The 14,442-nt window shown below is 63.4% G+C and carries 15 protein-coding genes; 3 read left to right on the forward strand and 12 right to left on the reverse strand.

All coding sequences use genetic code 11. The features are described 5' to 3' along the window. Positions 1 to 39: 39 nt before the first annotated feature. Positions 40 to 540 carry a methylated-DNA--[protein]-cysteine S-methyltransferase gene (locus tag APH35_RS08645; protein ID WP_012272437.1) on the forward strand — a complete coding sequence of 167 codons (501 nt, stop codon included), beginning with the start codon at positions 40 to 42 and terminating at the stop codon, positions 538 to 540. 4 nt (positions 541 to 544) lie between these two features. On the opposite strand, the gene APH35_RS08650 is transcribed toward APH35_RS08645, so the two are convergent. The 3 genes from APH35_RS08650 to APH35_RS08660 form a co-directional block, all read right to left on the reverse strand. Further along, positions 545 to 787: a hypothetical protein gene (locus APH35_RS08650; protein ID WP_060514552.1), complete on the reverse strand. Its 243-nt coding sequence runs from the start codon at positions 785 to 787 to the stop codon at positions 545 to 547. Beyond that, complete coding sequence (locus tag APH35_RS08655) at positions 784 to 1,527, reverse strand: carbon-nitrogen hydrolase family protein (protein ID WP_012272435.1); 744 nt, start codon at positions 1,525 to 1,527, stop codon at positions 784 to 786. Before APH35_RS08655 ends, APH35_RS08650 begins: the two co-directional genes overlap by 4 nt. A 75-nt stretch (positions 1,528 to 1,602) precedes the next feature. Further along, a complete protein-coding gene (locus APH35_RS08660; RefSeq protein ID WP_012272434.1) occupies positions 1,603 to 2,118 on the reverse strand; it encodes a DUF3016 domain-containing protein in 516 nt (171 codons plus the stop codon). Positions 2,119 to 2,193: 75 nt separating this feature from the next. Here APH35_RS08660 and APH35_RS08665 point away from each other — a divergent pair, with 75 nt between their 5' ends. Beyond that, positions 2,194 to 2,919: a metallophosphoesterase gene (locus APH35_RS08665; RefSeq protein ID WP_012272433.1), complete on the forward strand. Its 726-nt coding sequence runs from the start codon at positions 2,194 to 2,196 to the stop codon at positions 2,917 to 2,919. On the opposite strand, the gene APH35_RS08670 is transcribed toward APH35_RS08665, so the two are convergent. Next, positions 2,867 to 3,481 carry a LysE family translocator gene (locus APH35_RS08670; RefSeq protein WP_060514553.1) on the reverse strand — a complete coding sequence of 205 codons (615 nt, stop codon included), beginning with the start codon at positions 3,479 to 3,481 and terminating at the stop codon, positions 2,867 to 2,869. The two genes, APH35_RS08665 and APH35_RS08670, sit on opposite strands and share 53 nt — an antisense overlap. Before the next feature lie 115 nt (positions 3,482 to 3,596). Next, on the reverse strand, positions 3,597 to 4,406 hold the full coding sequence (locus tag APH35_RS08675) for a helix-turn-helix transcriptional regulator (RefSeq protein WP_060514554.1): 810 nt from the start codon (positions 4,404 to 4,406) through the stop codon (positions 3,597 to 3,599). Positions 4,407 to 4,537: 131 nt separating this feature from the next. On the opposite strand from APH35_RS08675, the gene APH35_RS08680 reads away from it, so the two are divergent. After that, positions 4,538 to 5,161: a LysE family translocator gene (locus APH35_RS08680; RefSeq protein ID WP_060493096.1), complete on the forward strand. Its 624-nt coding sequence runs from the start codon at positions 4,538 to 4,540 to the stop codon at positions 5,159 to 5,161. On the opposite strand, the gene APH35_RS08685 is transcribed toward APH35_RS08680, so the two are convergent. From APH35_RS08685 to APH35_RS08715, 7 genes are all read right to left on the reverse strand, one after another. Next, a complete protein-coding gene (locus APH35_RS08685; protein ID WP_060514555.1) occupies positions 5,158 to 7,614 on the reverse strand; it encodes an autotransporter family protein in 2,457 nt (818 codons plus the stop codon). The genes APH35_RS08680 and APH35_RS08685 overlap by 4 nt on opposite strands. A gap of 120 nt (positions 7,615 to 7,734) precedes the next feature. Continuing rightward, entirely contained in the window at positions 7,735 to 8,010 is a 276-nt protein-coding gene (locus tag APH35_RS08690; RefSeq protein WP_012272428.1) for a peptidylprolyl isomerase, read from the reverse strand. A 32-nt stretch (positions 8,011 to 8,042) separates the two neighbouring features. Then, positions 8,043 to 10,001, reverse strand: coding sequence for an acetoacetate--CoA ligase (locus tag APH35_RS08695; RefSeq protein ID WP_060514556.1), 1,959 nt, complete (start codon positions 9,999 to 10,001; stop codon positions 8,043 to 8,045). 67 nt (positions 10,002 to 10,068) lie between these two features. After that, positions 10,069 to 10,548 carry a serine protease inhibitor ecotin gene (gene eco, locus APH35_RS08700; protein ID WP_012272426.1) on the reverse strand — a complete coding sequence of 160 codons (480 nt, stop codon included), beginning with the start codon at positions 10,546 to 10,548 and terminating at the stop codon, positions 10,069 to 10,071. Positions 10,549 to 10,603: 55 nt separating this feature from the next. Further along, a complete protein-coding gene (hbdH, locus tag APH35_RS08705) occupies positions 10,604 to 11,374 on the reverse strand; it encodes a 3-hydroxybutyrate dehydrogenase (protein WP_012272425.1) in 771 nt (256 codons plus the stop codon). Positions 11,375 to 11,384: 10 nt separating this feature from the next. Further along, entirely contained in the window at positions 11,385 to 12,776 is a 1,392-nt protein-coding gene (locus tag APH35_RS08710) for a GntP family permease (protein WP_060514557.1), read from the reverse strand. Positions 12,777 to 13,045: 269 nt separating this feature from the next. Further along, positions 13,046 to 14,434: a sigma-54 interaction domain-containing protein gene (locus APH35_RS08715; RefSeq protein WP_012272423.1), complete on the reverse strand. Its 1,389-nt coding sequence runs from the start codon at positions 14,432 to 14,434 to the stop codon at positions 13,046 to 13,048. Between the last annotated feature and the right edge of the window lie 8 nt (positions 14,435 to 14,442).

The raw sequence follows: 14,442 nt of genomic DNA on the forward strand, positions 1-14,442 counted from the left end.
TGCGTACAGTAAGTTGATCGCAACCAGCAGGAGCCCGCTATGTCCAGCGCTTTCACTTTCATGCAATCGCCCGTCGGCACGCTGACCCTGGTGGCCCGTGGCGACAGCCTGGCAGCTGTGCTGTGGGAAGAGGAGCGGGAAAACCGCGTACGCCTGGGCGCCCTGCACCGTGATGACCAGTGCCCGGTACTGGTGGAAACCGCTCGCCAGCTCGGCGAGTACTTTGCCGGCAAGCGCCAGCGTTTCGAACTGGCGCTGGACTTTGCCGGCACCGAGTTCCAGCGGCAGGTGTGGGCCGCGCTGCTGGCGATACCGTTCGGCGAAACCCGCAGCTACGGCGATATCGCCCGGCAAATCGGCAACCCCAGCGCGGTGCGTGCCGTAGGCGCCGCCAATGGCCGCAACCCGATTTCGATCATCGCCCCGTGCCACCGGGTAATCGGCGCGTCGGGCAGCTTGACTGGCTTTGCCGGTGGCCTCGCGGCCAAGCAGTACCTGCTGGCGCTGGAGGGCCGGCAAAGCCTGGCGCTGGACTTCTAAGGCTTCAGCCGAACCAGCTGGCGACCAGGCAGACCAGTACGGCCAGCATCGAGCCAGCCATCAGGGTGTAGTGCCGATGCGCTCGACGCGCAAGGGGCTCGACCTCCCGCAGGTACTCGCCGGGCGTAGGTGCATCGGGCCGATGGCGCAAACCCTCGGCCACATCGGCAAGTTGGCCCTGAATCAGCAAGCCGACCAGGTAGTAGGTGCAGGCATAACTCAGCAACGCAAGAAACAGATAGATCATGCAGGGTGCGGGTCCAAAGGCAGCGCGCTTGCGCTGGCATTACGGGTGTCGAGTACGATCAGCCCTTCACTGTGCTCATCCAGGCTGGCCAGCAAGCGCCCCTGGCTGTCCCACGCAGCGGAGCCGCCGGCGCCGATGAAGGTGTCAGCCGGCCCCACGCAGTTGGCCATCAATACCGGCATGCCAAGCTCACGCGCCACTTCTGGGTAATGCGCGTGTCCCTCGCGGATGCCTTTGGCGGTTTTCGCCACGCTGACCAGGTACAGGTCGGCACCGTGCTCGCGAGCCATGGCCGCATGTGCCATGAACATCGATTCGTAACAGATTGCCGGCGCCACCCGGTGCTCCCCCATCTCCAGCAGCAAGGCCTGATCGCCTGGGGTGAAGTAGGGCAGTTCATCATCGTGCAAGCGCCGCTTGGCATAGGCCTGGCGGGGTGCCCCAGGGCTGAAGATCGGCATGCCGATGCGTATGCCGTCCGGCGTTGGCAGTGGTAGGCCCACGGCAATAGTGATGCCCAGGCGGTCACAAGCGGCTTGCAGCGGGTCCAGCCGTGTGGAGGCCACCGGCAGGGCGGCCTGGCGCGCCACACTCGGCTCGTAGCCGGTCAGCGACAGTTCGGGAAACACCACCAGTTCGGCACCCAGGGCCGCAGCCTGCTCGATGCAGGCCAGGTGACGCTGGAGGTTGCCTGGCAAATCGCCCTTGAGCGATGCCAGTTGTACGGCGCACAGTTTCATGAGAACCATTCCCTGGTACAGGTTGAAGGGCCGAGCATACTATCGGCACCAACACCTGTACCAGTGAAGGGTTTTTCAGGAAGCCGAGTGCGTCGCGAAGCGTTGGCGGAACCAGTCGCTGAGCATGGCCTTTTCGGCATACAGGCGGTCACTGCTGCTGGCGACCCGGCCCGGGCGGCTCAGGTACATCTTGTCGCTGACCCGCTCCTGCGCCTGCTGATCGGGTTTGCCAGGTTGGCTGAGGGTGTAGGTGAGGTCGATGGTCGGCCAGGTGATCTCGCGCATGAAGCGCACATCGTAGGCCTGGCTGTGCCAGGGCTCGAAGCGCCCGGCCAGGTCGATGTCGCGGATGTCGATGACCAGTTGCTGGCCCGGTTGCAGGTAGCGCTGGCCGAGCTGCTGCAGGTATTGGCTGAGGGTTTTCATGACATAGGCGTCGGCACCACGTTCATAACCGTGGCTGTCGAGGCTGGCATCGCGGAATTTTTCCGGGTGGTCGAAACGCACCTCGACCTGCGCGGCCGGGGCACCTTGTGCCATGCTGTCCAGTGACAGCGCCATGAGCACGGCACACACGAGGGCGGTACGCATGATGCACCTCCGGGGCAGATTGCGTGTGCTCCCATTTTACCCCTGGCGTGGCGCTACCAGCAGAGGAAGATTGTAATGGGACGGTTTCGGCGGCTGATCGCCAATATCCGGGGACGGGACCTGGCGGTCGGCGATATCCATGGTCACTTCCAGCGCCTGCAACAGTGCCTGGATGCGGTCGGGTTCGATCCAGCGGTGGACCGCCTGTTCAGCGTGGGTGACCTGGTCGACCGTGGGCCGCATAGCGAGGCAGCACTGGAATGGTTGGCACAGCCCTGGTTCCATGCCGTGCAAGGCAACCACGAGGCCCTGGCAATTACCCGCGTGCGCGGTGGGCGGCTGGACCTGGACATGTACCGCGCCGCTGGAGGTAGCTGGTTTCTCGACCTGCCACGGGGCGAGCAATTGCGCTTCGTGGAGCGCTTCGAGCAACTGCCGATTGCGATAGAAGTAGAAAGTGCGGCCGGGCTGGTGGGCCTGCTGCATGCCGACAGCCCGTTTGCCGACTGGGCAGTACTGCGCACCTGGCTGGAACTGGAGGACGACCCCAAGGTGCGGGAAGTGTGCCAGTGGTCGCGGCGGCGGCTGAAGGAAGGCGACACCCAGCCGGTGCAGGGCCTGCGTGCCTTGCTGGTCGGCCACACGCCGGTGCTGGAGGCCAAGCAGTTGGGCAATGTCTGGCACCTGGACACGGGCGGGTGGGCCAGTGGCCATTTCACCTTGATGGACATGCGTACCCTGAAACTGATCAGCCCCGCGCCAGGTGCAGCAACAACGCCCCCGCCAAAACCACCAGCATGACCCCCGAGGCCCGCTCCAGCCACGGCAGGCTGCGGGCGAAGCGCCGCAATACTCGCTGGTTGCCAATGGCCACGGCAACCGCTAGATCCCAGAGCAGTACGATGCTGAACATCCACACGGCGTAGGCCGTTTTCCAGCCGACGCTGGCACTGGCGACCATGCTGGCCAGGCTGGCATAGAACAGCGCGTTCTTGGGGTTGAGGATGCCGGACAAGAAGCCCATGCCCACATTGCGCCACCAGCCTTGAGCCCGCTGGCTGCCAGCGACTGTGCCCAGGCTGGTTTGCCCGGCATGGCGCAGAAACAGCACGCCGATGTACAGCAGGTAGCTGGCGCCGGCCAGCTGCAGCGTGGTGAACAACAGGCTGCCTTCCTGCAGTATCGAAAGGCCGGTGAAGGCCATGGCGATGAATGCGCCGTTGGCCAGGGCGATGCCCAGGCAAGCACCGCTGGCAGTGCACCAGCCGCTGTTGATCGAGCTGCGCGCGACCAGGAAGAAGTCCGGGCCGGGAGAAAGCAGGGCGAGAAAGTGGGCGAGGGCGATGATCAGAAACTGTTGCATGGGTGGGGCTGCTCTGCGGAAAAAACCGCAGTCTGCTGCCCCGCGTGTTGGGCGTATTGAAGAATATTGCAAACCCCAAAAAGCCAACGCGGCCCCTTGGGGACCGCGCACGCCTTCAATCGCCTCGGTACTGCCCCGGTGTCACCCCCACATGGGCCTTGAACACCCGCTGGAAATGGCTTTGGTCGGCAAACCCAAGCTGGTAGGCCACCTCTGCCAGTGCCAGCCCTTTACTCAACAGCTTTCGGCCGCGATTGACCCGGGCATTGAGTAGATAAGCATGGGGCGTAAATCCGGTCGCTGCGCGAAATGCTCGGATCAGCTGATAGCGCCCAAGCCCAGCCTCCCGCGCCAGTGCTTCCAGGCTCAATCGCGCTGGGTCGAGGTGCTCGATACGCTCGAGCACCTCACTCAATGTCGCGGCTTCCAGGGCAGGGGCCGCTACCAGTGGTGGGTGCGCGGAAAAATCCAGGTCCCCCAGAAAGGCAACCAGCGCCGCATCCTTCTCACTGTTGCTGGCGCGGGAAAACAGCAAACTGTTCAGCTCGCAGAACTGCCGATAGACCTGCGGCGCCCGGCAAATGCGTGCTGGCTCGCCGGCCTCGGTGCCGCTCAGCCCCGACTCCAGGCGCAGCTGCGTCAGCCAGTCGGCATCCACATGCAGCATCTGGTAGCTCCAGGCCTGCCCAGGCTCGGGGTTGCAGGCATGCACACGGCGGGCCGGGACCAGTACCAACGTGCCGGGTGTCAGGCGCTCTTGCCCACCGGCAGCCCCGGTGAAATGGCTGTGGCCGGCATCCACCGCACCGATGGAAAACGTCGGGTGGCTGTGGGCCTTGTAACAGGCGCGGCTATTACAGGCGCGGCGGCTTTCGACATGCGCCAGGGCCGGGTCGCGCCACACGACGGCGTGGGAACGGGGCATTACAGGCTCCTCGGTAGTGTCGGCAGGGTAACAGCTGGCGCATACCCGTACAGTTTTTATCGCTGGCTGTAACTTGACCGCAAGGCGCGACACACGCCGAAATAGGCGCCTGTTGTCAGAGGAAAACAAGAATGGACCTTTCAAGCCTGCTGCTTTTCATCCCTGCCTGCTTCGCTCTGAACATGGCGCCGGGGCCGAACAACCTACTGTCGCTGCACAATGCCAGCCGGTACGGCCTGCGCACCGCCTGTGTGGCTGGTGGGGGGCGCATCCTCGCCTTCAGCGGCATGATCGCCCTGGCCGCCATGGGCCTGGCGGTGGTGCTGCATACCAGCGAATACCTGTTCCTGACCATCAAGGTAGTGGGCGCGGCGTACCTGTTCTACATCGCCTGGCAACTGTGGCGCGCACCGGTGGGCGAGGCCGTGGTGGCCAGCGATCACCCACGCGGCACCTGGCGCCTGGCGCGGCAGGAATTCTGGGTGGCGGCTGGCAACCCCAAGGCCATCCTGATATTCACCGCCTTTCTGCCGCAGTTCGTTTCGGTTGGCAGCACTACGCCTGTGAGCGAGCAGTTCCTTTGGCTGGGCGTATTGTTCCTGTTGCTGGAATGGGCGGCGATCGCCATCTACTCGGGCCTGGGCGCCTACATGCAGCGCTGGTTCAGCCAGCCCGGGCCACGGCGCATGTTCAACCGGGTCAGCGCCTCCCTGCTAGGTTGCGCTGGCCTCGGTTTGCTGGCGGCGCGGCGCTAGAACTGCCAGCGAACACCCAGGTTCACGCCGCTGGATTCCTGCTGGCGGCTGTCCAGGTTGGCGGTGTACTGCACGCCGCCATGCAGGCTCAGTGCTTCGCTGACCTGCGCCACCACGCCACTTTCCAGTTGCACCGCGGTATAGCGGTAGTCGGTCTTGATCTTGTCTACCCCATCGAAGGTCAAGGTGTCGCGGCCACCGTCGCCGTGCCATAGGTTGACCTGCGCATAGGGCTGCAACAGGCGGCCGCTGCTTCCTGTGAACGCACCTTCCATACGCACACCCAGGCGGCCGGTCAGCTCAACCTGGGCGTCATGGCTAATGCGCGAGACGCTGTCGCTGGCGCTGTCGAGCGATACCTTTTGCGCGATCAACTGAGCTTGCGGCTCCACGGTCCAGCGTTCGGACAGGGCGATAGGGTAGCCAGACTCCAGCGAAGCGGTCCAGGCATGGCCATCGATGTTCAGCTTGTCGCCACGGTCGGAGCGCGCCCGGCCATCCAGGCGGGTGTACTGCAGCACCGTATCCAGGTATTCGCCTTGCGGCCCAACCAGCGTCCAGTAGGCGCCCACACTGTCGCCATCGAGCTTGAGGTCTCCCACCCGGCGGTCCTGCACGGCCAGGGCGAAACCTTTGACGTCGGCGTCCAGGCGGCTGTGGCTGACGTACAGGCCGACATGCTGGCGGTAGCCGTTGTCGCCCACCTTGGCATACAGGTCCTGGCCCACCTTGAAACCGTACAGGTCGCCATCCAGGCTCGGGTTGACCGTACCGCTCCATTGCTGGCGCAGTGCGCCGCCATAGGCCTGGCCCCAGCTGGCGGGCAGGGCGCCGTCAGCTTTGAGCAACTGCTGGTCACCCTGGCGCTGGTGGAATGTTCCTAATGCCTGACGGGCGATGATCGCGGCACCTCTTGGCGCCGCGGCATACACCGGGACTTCTGGGCGATACAGCGGCAGGCTTTCGCCCTGCACTGGAGCAGGCAGGTCGACCTGGCCGGGCGCTGGCGCAGCAACGGGTAGAGTGGCGGCTGGGGCGACCACCGGTGGCGTGCCCGGTTCGTTTGGCTGGCTGGGTTCGGTTGGCTGTGTAGGTTCGCCAGGTTCCGGCACGGGTTCCGGTACAGTAGCCGGAGCAGGTGGCGCGACCAGGGTGGAGCGCAGGTACCAGCTGTTTTCGCTACCTGCCGTCACCCCCCCTTTGAACAACCGGTAGTCGAAGGCACCGGCCGAAAGCGTCTGGGTCTGTACGAATGCGGTGGCCGTGCTGGTAGCGCCATCGCGGGCTTCGACCACCTGGATGCCGTTTTGCGTGGTTGCCGCACCTGCACCCTTGAAGTTGTTGATGAACATCTGGGTGGAGCCACCAATGGCCCCCCGGCTGACCACCAGGCGGTCGGAAGCTGCGTCATCGCCTGCCAGCACGCTGTTCAGGCGCAGGGTGCCGTTGTTGCCGGTGTAGTCGCCCTGGAGGGTCAGGCGGCCCCGCGCGTCGTTGCCACTGCTCAGGTCGATGGTGCCGGCGTTCACGACCGATGCCTTGTTCTCAACTTGAATACTGACGATGCTGCCCTGGCGGCTGATCAGCGTGCTATTTGCATCGATTTGCAAGGTGCCGGTGCCCGTGGCGGGGATCACGCGTGGCTGGGTGGCGCCCAAGTCTCCCAATGTCAGCGTGTCGTTGAGGGTAAGCTGGCTGCCTTGCTTGAGGGTGATGGACTCCCAGTTGACGTACAACGCACCTTTACCGACCTGAGCCTGCTCGAACGTCAATGTGTCGGTGCCGGTGCCGCCGTCCAGGGTAACCGTTGAGTTGCCGAGGTCCAGGGTGCGTACCGTGGCCGTGTCATTGCCGTTCTCCAAGAGGACTCTTTTACCGACCTGTCCACCCGTCCAGGTAAACACATCGTCATCGTTGCCAGTACGTATTTCGCCCTTTAGCGTGCCGCCGCTGATGCTTACCTTGTCAACGCCGCTGCTGGTACTGATATCACCGCCGATGGTGCCGCCAGTCATGGTGATCGTATCGTTGCCAAGCCCGCTGACGACATTGCCGACAACGATAGTTTCGACCCCGAGATCCTGGGAAATTTCAAGGAAATTGTCTGCGAGCTTGAGGTCTATTCGGCCAATGCTGCCGCCTTTGAAAAAGGCCGAGTCACCGTCTTCGAATGCGCCCGTGATGGTGCCGCCGGTCATGCTGAACGTGTCGAAGTCACCGCCTTGATTCAACGACCCTAGCGTGCCGCCAGACATGTTGAATGTGTCTTGGCCATTACCTTGCTGTAATGACTGAACCGTTCCGCCCGTGAGGGTAAATTCATCAGCGGCATTCGTCTGCACAAGGGCGCCAAGGTTTTCACCGGCTGAAACCGTCAGGGATTGGGAGTGAGCCAACAAAGGCAACGTCAGTAGGGGCAATGCGACAGGCAGCAGCAAGCGGTGGCATCGCATAGACAGGTCTCCGTGCCCATTGAAGGAGCCACAACCTGAAGCGACGCTTCGGCCCTGCCTGCTTTATATGCAATGTGCGGTGATGGAGCAACTGGCAAAAATGCTAGGTGCCCCCTGCTGTCAATCGCGGTAGAAGGTTTGTACCAGGTGGTAGCCGAACTTGCTCTTGATCGGCCCGTGTACCACGCGTAACGGCTTTTTGAAGATCACCTGGTCGATAGCACCGACCATTTGCCCAGGGCGCACTTCGCCCAGGTCACCGCCGCGCTTGCCCGAAGGGCAGAGAGAGAACTTTTTCGCGAGCACATCGAAAGCCTCGCCATTGGCGATGCGCTGCTTGAGCTTTTCGGCTTCGTCAGCGGTCTTGACCAGAATGTGGCGGGCTTGGGCTTTCATGGGGTACCTGTGCATCGGGAAAAAGGACGGCATTATGCCTGCTCGCGCAACTCCACGCGATCACGAAACTGCTCCAGCGCCTCTGGGTTGGCCAGCGCATCGGTGTTCTTCACCGGCAACCCGTGCACCACGTTGCGAATCGCCAGCTCCACCAGCTTGCCGCTGATGGTGCGCGGTATATCGCTGACCTGGGCGATCACCGCAGGTACGTGGCGGGGTGTGGTGTACTGACGTATCACCTGGCGAATGCGCTGGCGCAGGGCGTCATCCAGTTGCAGCCCTTGGTGCAGGCGCACGAACAGCACCACCCGCACATCCCCGTGCCAGTCCTGGCCGATGGCAACGCTTTCCATTACCTGCTCGACTTTCTCCACCTGGCGGTAGATTTCCGCCGTGCCAATGCGCACGCCGCCAGGGTTGAGCACGGCGTCGGAGCGACCGTGGATCACCACGCCCCCGCTGGCACGTTGCTCGGCATAGTCGCCCTGGGCCCACACCCCCGGAAACTGGCTGAAGTAGGTGTCGTGGTAACGGCTACCGTCCGGGTCATTCCAGAACCCCAGCGGCATGGAGGGAAAGTGGTGCGCGCACACCAGTTCGCCTTTTTCGTCCACCACGGCATGGCCTTGCTCGTTCCACACTTGCACCGCCATCCCCAGGCCCTTGCACTGAATTTCGCCACGGCGCACCGGCAAAGTCGGGTTGCCCAGCACGAAGCAGGAAACGATGTCGGTCCCACCCGACATGGACACCAGCCACAGGTCGGCCTTGATCTTGCCGTACACGTAGTCATAGCTGTGAGGTGACAACGGCGAACCGGTGGACAGCAGCAGCCGCAGGCTGCCCAGGCGGTGGCTGGCGGCAGGTTCAAGGCCCGCCTGCTCCAGTGCTGCCAGGTACTTGGCACTGGTGCCAAAGGCGTGGATGCCTTCGGCGTCGATCAGGTCCAGCAGGCGCTCGGGGCCAGGGTGGAACGGTGAGCCGTCGTACAGCACCAGCGTGGCCCCCACCGCCAGGCCGCTGGCCAGCCAGTTCCACATCATCCAGCCGCAGGTGGTGTAGTAGAACAGCACGTCATCGGCCTTCAGGTCATTGTGCAGGCCGTGTTCCTTGAGGTGCTGCAACAGCACGCCACCGGCACGATGGACAATGCACTTGGGCACGCCGGTGGTACCACTGGAGTAGAGAATGTACAGCGGGTGATCGAAAGGCAGCGGGGTGAAGCGGGGCTCGCCGCCGGGTTGGAAGAAGTCATCCCACAGGCTGACGTTGGTTGCCTGGAACTCGTCGGCGCGTGTACCGCTGCGGGTATGGGGCACCACGATCAGCTGCTCCAGGCCGGGCAACTGAGCGCACACCTGGTTGACCTTGGCTACTTGGTCGATGGCCTTGCCGGCGTATTGGTAACCGGCGCAGACAATCAGCAGCTTGGGTTCGATCTGGCCGAAACGGTCGATGATGCCGTGCACGCCAAACTCGGGCGAAGAGGTGGACCAGACCGCGCCAATGCTGCTGCAGGCGAGCATGGCGACCAGTGTTTGCCAGGTGTTGGGCATGACGGCGGCCACCCGGTCGCCGGGGGCGATACCAATGGCCTTGAGCGCCGTTTGCAGCCCGGCGACCTGTGCGGCCAGTTCAGCATGGGTGAACACTTCACGTTGGCCGTCTTCGCGCACGGCGACCACGGCCGGGCGGTCGTCACGGCGGCGCAGCAGGTGTTCGGCGAAGTTCAGGGTGGCATTGGCGAACCACTGTGCATCGGGCATCTGCGGCCCTTCGCTTAGCACTTGGCTCGGCGGAGTATGCCAATGAACGTGGAAATACTCGGCAAGGGTTTGCCAGAAGGCGGGCCGCTGCTCGATGCTCCAGCTGTGCAGCGCATGGTAGTCGTTCAGTTGCAGGTTGTAGCGCAGGTTGACCCGGCGGCGGAAGGCATCCATCCGGCTGGCCTCGATTTGCGCCGTAGAGGGGCGCCAGAGCACATCGTTCATGCCGAACCTCCTGAAGCCTGCAAAGCCCTCATCGCCGGATTGCCGGCGATGAGGGCACCCTCAAGATTTACTCTACGTTGGCCTTTTGCACATCCTGCGACGCCGACCACACGCGGTAGCGCACTTCGACATCCTTGGGCACATAGACCACCACCGGCAGCTTGCTGTTGTAGCGCAGCAGGAAGCCGTCACCGACCACCGGTACGAAGGCTTCGGTCTTTTTGCCATCTGGGCAGGCCATCAGCGTACTGGCCGGGCCGCTGACTTTGTCCAGGCGGTAGTAGTTGTAGCCCCAGCCTTCCAGGGTGCGTTCTTCCAGGCTGCCGCCCAGGCGCTGGCGATTGCAGTCGACCTTCAGCGTTTTGCCAGCGAGGATTTCCAGTTTATAGGCCGATTCATCGGCCTGGGCCGGCAGGTGGATGACCTGCCGGGTGAAGCCTTTTTCCGCTTCTGGGTAGGGGGCGACGTCCTTCAGGCTGGCAGCCATCGCAGGTGCGGCGGCAGCCAGGGTCAGGGCCAGAATCGCGGTCATCGGGGTTGGGCGCATAGGGCCTCCTTGCAGATAAACGAATGCGAGACCACCGCCAGGCCCAGGCCGCCCGTCACTGGGCCAACCAGCCACCATCGACGTTCCAGGCGGCGCCGCGAACCTGGCTACCGGCCTCGCTGCACAAGAATAGTACCAGTTCACCCAAGTGCTCGGGGGTAACGAAGGCCAAGGACGGTTGCTTTTCTGCCAATAGATCGTGTTGCGCTTGCAGTGGATCGCCACCGTTGGCGGCACGATCGTCGATCTGTTTCTGTACCAGCGGGGTCAATACCCAACCTGGGCAGATCGCGTTGCAGGTGACCTTGCTGGTGGCGGTTTCCAGGCCTACCACCTTGGTCAGCCCGACTACACCGTGCTTGGCCGCCACGTAGGCTGCCTTGCCGGTCGAACCCACCAAACCATGCACCGAAGCGATGTTGATGATCCGCCCCCAGTTGCGCGTGCGCATGCCCGGCAGCGCCAAACGGGTGCCGTGGAATACAGCCGACAGGTTCAGGGCAATGATCTTGTCCCAGCTTTCGGTGGGGAACTGCTCCACCGGCGCCACATGCTGAATACCGGCGTTGTTGACCAGAATGTCGACGCCGCCAAATTGGCCTTCTGCCAGGTTGAACAAGGCCTCGATCTGGGCCACGTCCGACAGGTCTGCCGGGTGATGGACCACCTTCACCCCGTGCCGGGCAATCTCGGCCATGGCCGGTGCCGGGTCGCCAAAGCCGTTGAGCACGATGTTGGCACCCGCGCGGGCCAACACCTGGGCGATGCCCAGGCCGATGCCGCTGGTGGAACCGGTGACGAGTGCAGTCTTGCCGTTGAGGGTCATGCGAAGCTCCTTAAACGATGCCGGTGGCATAGAACGTGGCGATGACCACGAACACCGCCAGGGTCTTGATCAGAGTAATACCGAAAATGTCCTTGTAGGCCTCGCGGTGAGTCAGGCCGGTAACGGCCAGTAAGGTGATCACCGCGCCGTTGTGTGGCAGTGTGTCCATACCGCCACTGGCCATGGCGGCTACCCGGTGCAGCACTTCGAGCGGGATGTTGGCGGCATGTGCGGCGGCGATGAAGGTATCGCCCATGGCCGCCAGGGCGATGCTCATGCCGCCCGAAGCAGAGCCGGTGATGCCGGCCAGCAAGGTCACGGTGATGGCTTCATTGACCAGTGGGTTGGGGATGCCGCGCAGGGCATCGGCCAGTACCAGAAAGCCCGGCAGCGAGGCGATCACTGCGCCAAAGCCGTATTCCGACGCGGTGTTCATCGCCGCCAGCAGCGCGCCGCTCACCGCGCTTTTGGTGCCTTCGGCCAGGCGTGTGCGAATGGCGCCGAAGGCGCACACCAGCACCATCAGGATGCCCACCAGCAACGCCGCCTGCACGGCCCAGATGGCGGTGAGCTTGGCCACGTCGCTTTGTACCGGCGCGCTCATGCCTGGCAGTTGCAGGCTGTGGCTCGGGCCGTACCACTGAGGGATCCAGTGGGTGAACAGCAGGTTCATCACCCCCACCAGTATCAGCGGCGAGAGTGCCAGCCAAGGGTTGGGCAGGGTCAGGTCGGCAGCGGTTTCTGGCTCGTTGCGCAAGTCGGTGCCATAACCTTCACCGGCGCGCTGGGCCTTGTTGCGTTGGCGCTGCAGGTAGGCCATGCCGGTAAAGAACACAAACAGCGTGCCGATCAGGCCCAGCCAGGGCGCAGCCCAGGCGGTGGTGTTGAAAAAGGTGCTGGGGATGATGTTCTGGATCTGTGGGGTGCCGGGCAGGGCGTCCATGGTGAACGAGAAGGCGCCCAGGGCGATGGTGGCCGGGATCAGGCGTTTGGGGATGTTGCTTTGGCGGAACATTTCGGCGGCGAACGGGTACACCGCGAACACCACCACGAACAGCGACACACCGCCGTAGGTGAGCAGGGCGCAAACCAGCACGATCACCAGCATCGCCTGGCGCGTGCCGAGCAGGCGGATGGCCGCCGCGACGATCGAGCGAGAGAAACCGGACAGCTCGATCAGCTTGCCGAACACCGCGCCCAGCAGGAATACCGGGAAATACAGTTTGATGAAACCGACCATTTTCTCCATGAACACCCCGGTGAATGCGGGGGCCACGGCGGATGGGTCGGTAAGCAGGACGGCGCCGAGGGCGGCGATGGGGGCGAACAGAATTACGCTGTAACCGCGGTAGGCAGCCAGCATCAGCAGGGCCAGAGCGGCGAGAGCGATGAGCACGGTCATCGGGGTGGGTCTCCTGGGTGAGTCTTGTTTTTATCGGTTTGCAGGAGGTAGCGGGAATCGTGCCAGTTTTTAAGTCATTGAAATATAAAGAAAAATTGTTTTTGTTGAGCGTTTTGTCTCTCTTTTGAGATTTTGAGGCCGCTTTGCGGCCCATCGCGACACAAGGCCGCTCCTACAGAAGGGCGCGTTTCCCTTGTAGGAGCGGCCTTGTGTCGCGATCGAGGGCGAAGCCCTCGCGACAATCTCAAAATTGAAACATAAATCTCCAATCAGAGACCGAGTGCCACCATTTTCTTGTACAGCGTTGACCGACCCAGCCCTAGCGCTGCCGCAGCTTGCGGCACAACGCCCCCATGCTCTGCCAATGCCTGGCCAATCAGCTGGCGTTCAAACGCTTCGCACGCCTCGCGGTAGGTCTGCCGCACAGGCGCAGGCGCATCGGCCAGCGGGCTCAAAGGCCCCAGCGCCGCCCGCAAATCCGCCGCTTCCAACCGGGGCTGGTCCGCCAGCAATGTTGCGCGCTCCAGTACATTGCGCAGTTCGCGAATGTTCCCCGGCCACGCATGCATCGCCAGCAGGTGCTGCGCGTCTGCCTCCAGTTCGTACCGGCTACCCAGTTCACCCAGTATGGCCTCGCACAGCGCCGGCAGGTCCTCCAGCCGCAACCGCAGCGGCGGCACATCGATCGGCAGCACATTCAGTCGGTAATACAGATCGGCCCGGAACGCCCCACGGGCCATGGCGGCCTGCAAGTCGATGGAGGTGGCGGCGATGATGCGCACGTCGCTGCGCAGCATCTGGTTCGAGCCTACCGGCTCGTATTCCTTCTCCTGCAGCACCCGCAGCAGCTTGCTCTGCAGGGCCAGCGGCATGTCGCCGATCTCGTCGAGGAACAACGTGCCGCCCTCGGCCAGCTGCAACTTGCCACTGCGGCCTTTGCGGTCGGCACCGGTAAATGCACCTGGCGCAGTGCCGAAGAATTCGGCTTCCAGCAGCGTTTCGGGGATTGCCGCGCTGTTGATACTGACAAAGGCTTTGTGTGCCCGCGCTGATGCGGCATGGATGGCGTGGGCCAGTAGCTCTTTGCCGGTGCCGGTTTCGCCCAGCAGCAACACCGGCGAATCGCTGGCCGCGCCACGCCGGGCGCGGCGCTTGGCTTCCAGGCAGGCAGCGCTGCTGCCAACGAACTGGGCGAAGCTGTACTTGGCCTGGCGGGCGCGCAGTTGCGAGCGGGTCGAGGCCAGTTCCTGCTGCATGCTGGAGTAGCGCTTGAGCAGCGGTGACAGGCTGCGCAGTTCGTCGAACAGGGCAAAGCCGATAGCGCCGATCAGCGTGCCTTGGTCATCGTGGATGGGCAGGCGCATTACCACCAGCGGCTCATTCGGGGTGTCGAGCATGTCCAGCAGAATCGGCCGGCCATTACTCACCACCTCGCGCATCAGGCTGCCGGGGATCACTGTTTCACACGGCTGGCCGATGGCACTGGCCGCGTCGGCCAGGCCAAAGCGTCGGGCGTAGCGCTCGTTCATCCAGACGATGCGTGCCTGGCGGTCGACGATCACCGTGCCTTCACTGGACTGCTCGATGATCTCGAACAGCGAGCGGATCGCCAGTTGCCGTACTTGTGGGTAGTCCTTGAGGCTGTCGCTGTCGTGCATGGGTAAAA

Origin of the sequence: Pseudomonas sp. NBRC 111132, assembly GCF_001320565.1 — a bacterium.
In the GTDB taxonomy this organism is placed as follows: Bacteria; Pseudomonadota; Gammaproteobacteria; order Pseudomonadales; family Pseudomonadaceae; genus Aquipseudomonas; species Aquipseudomonas putida_P.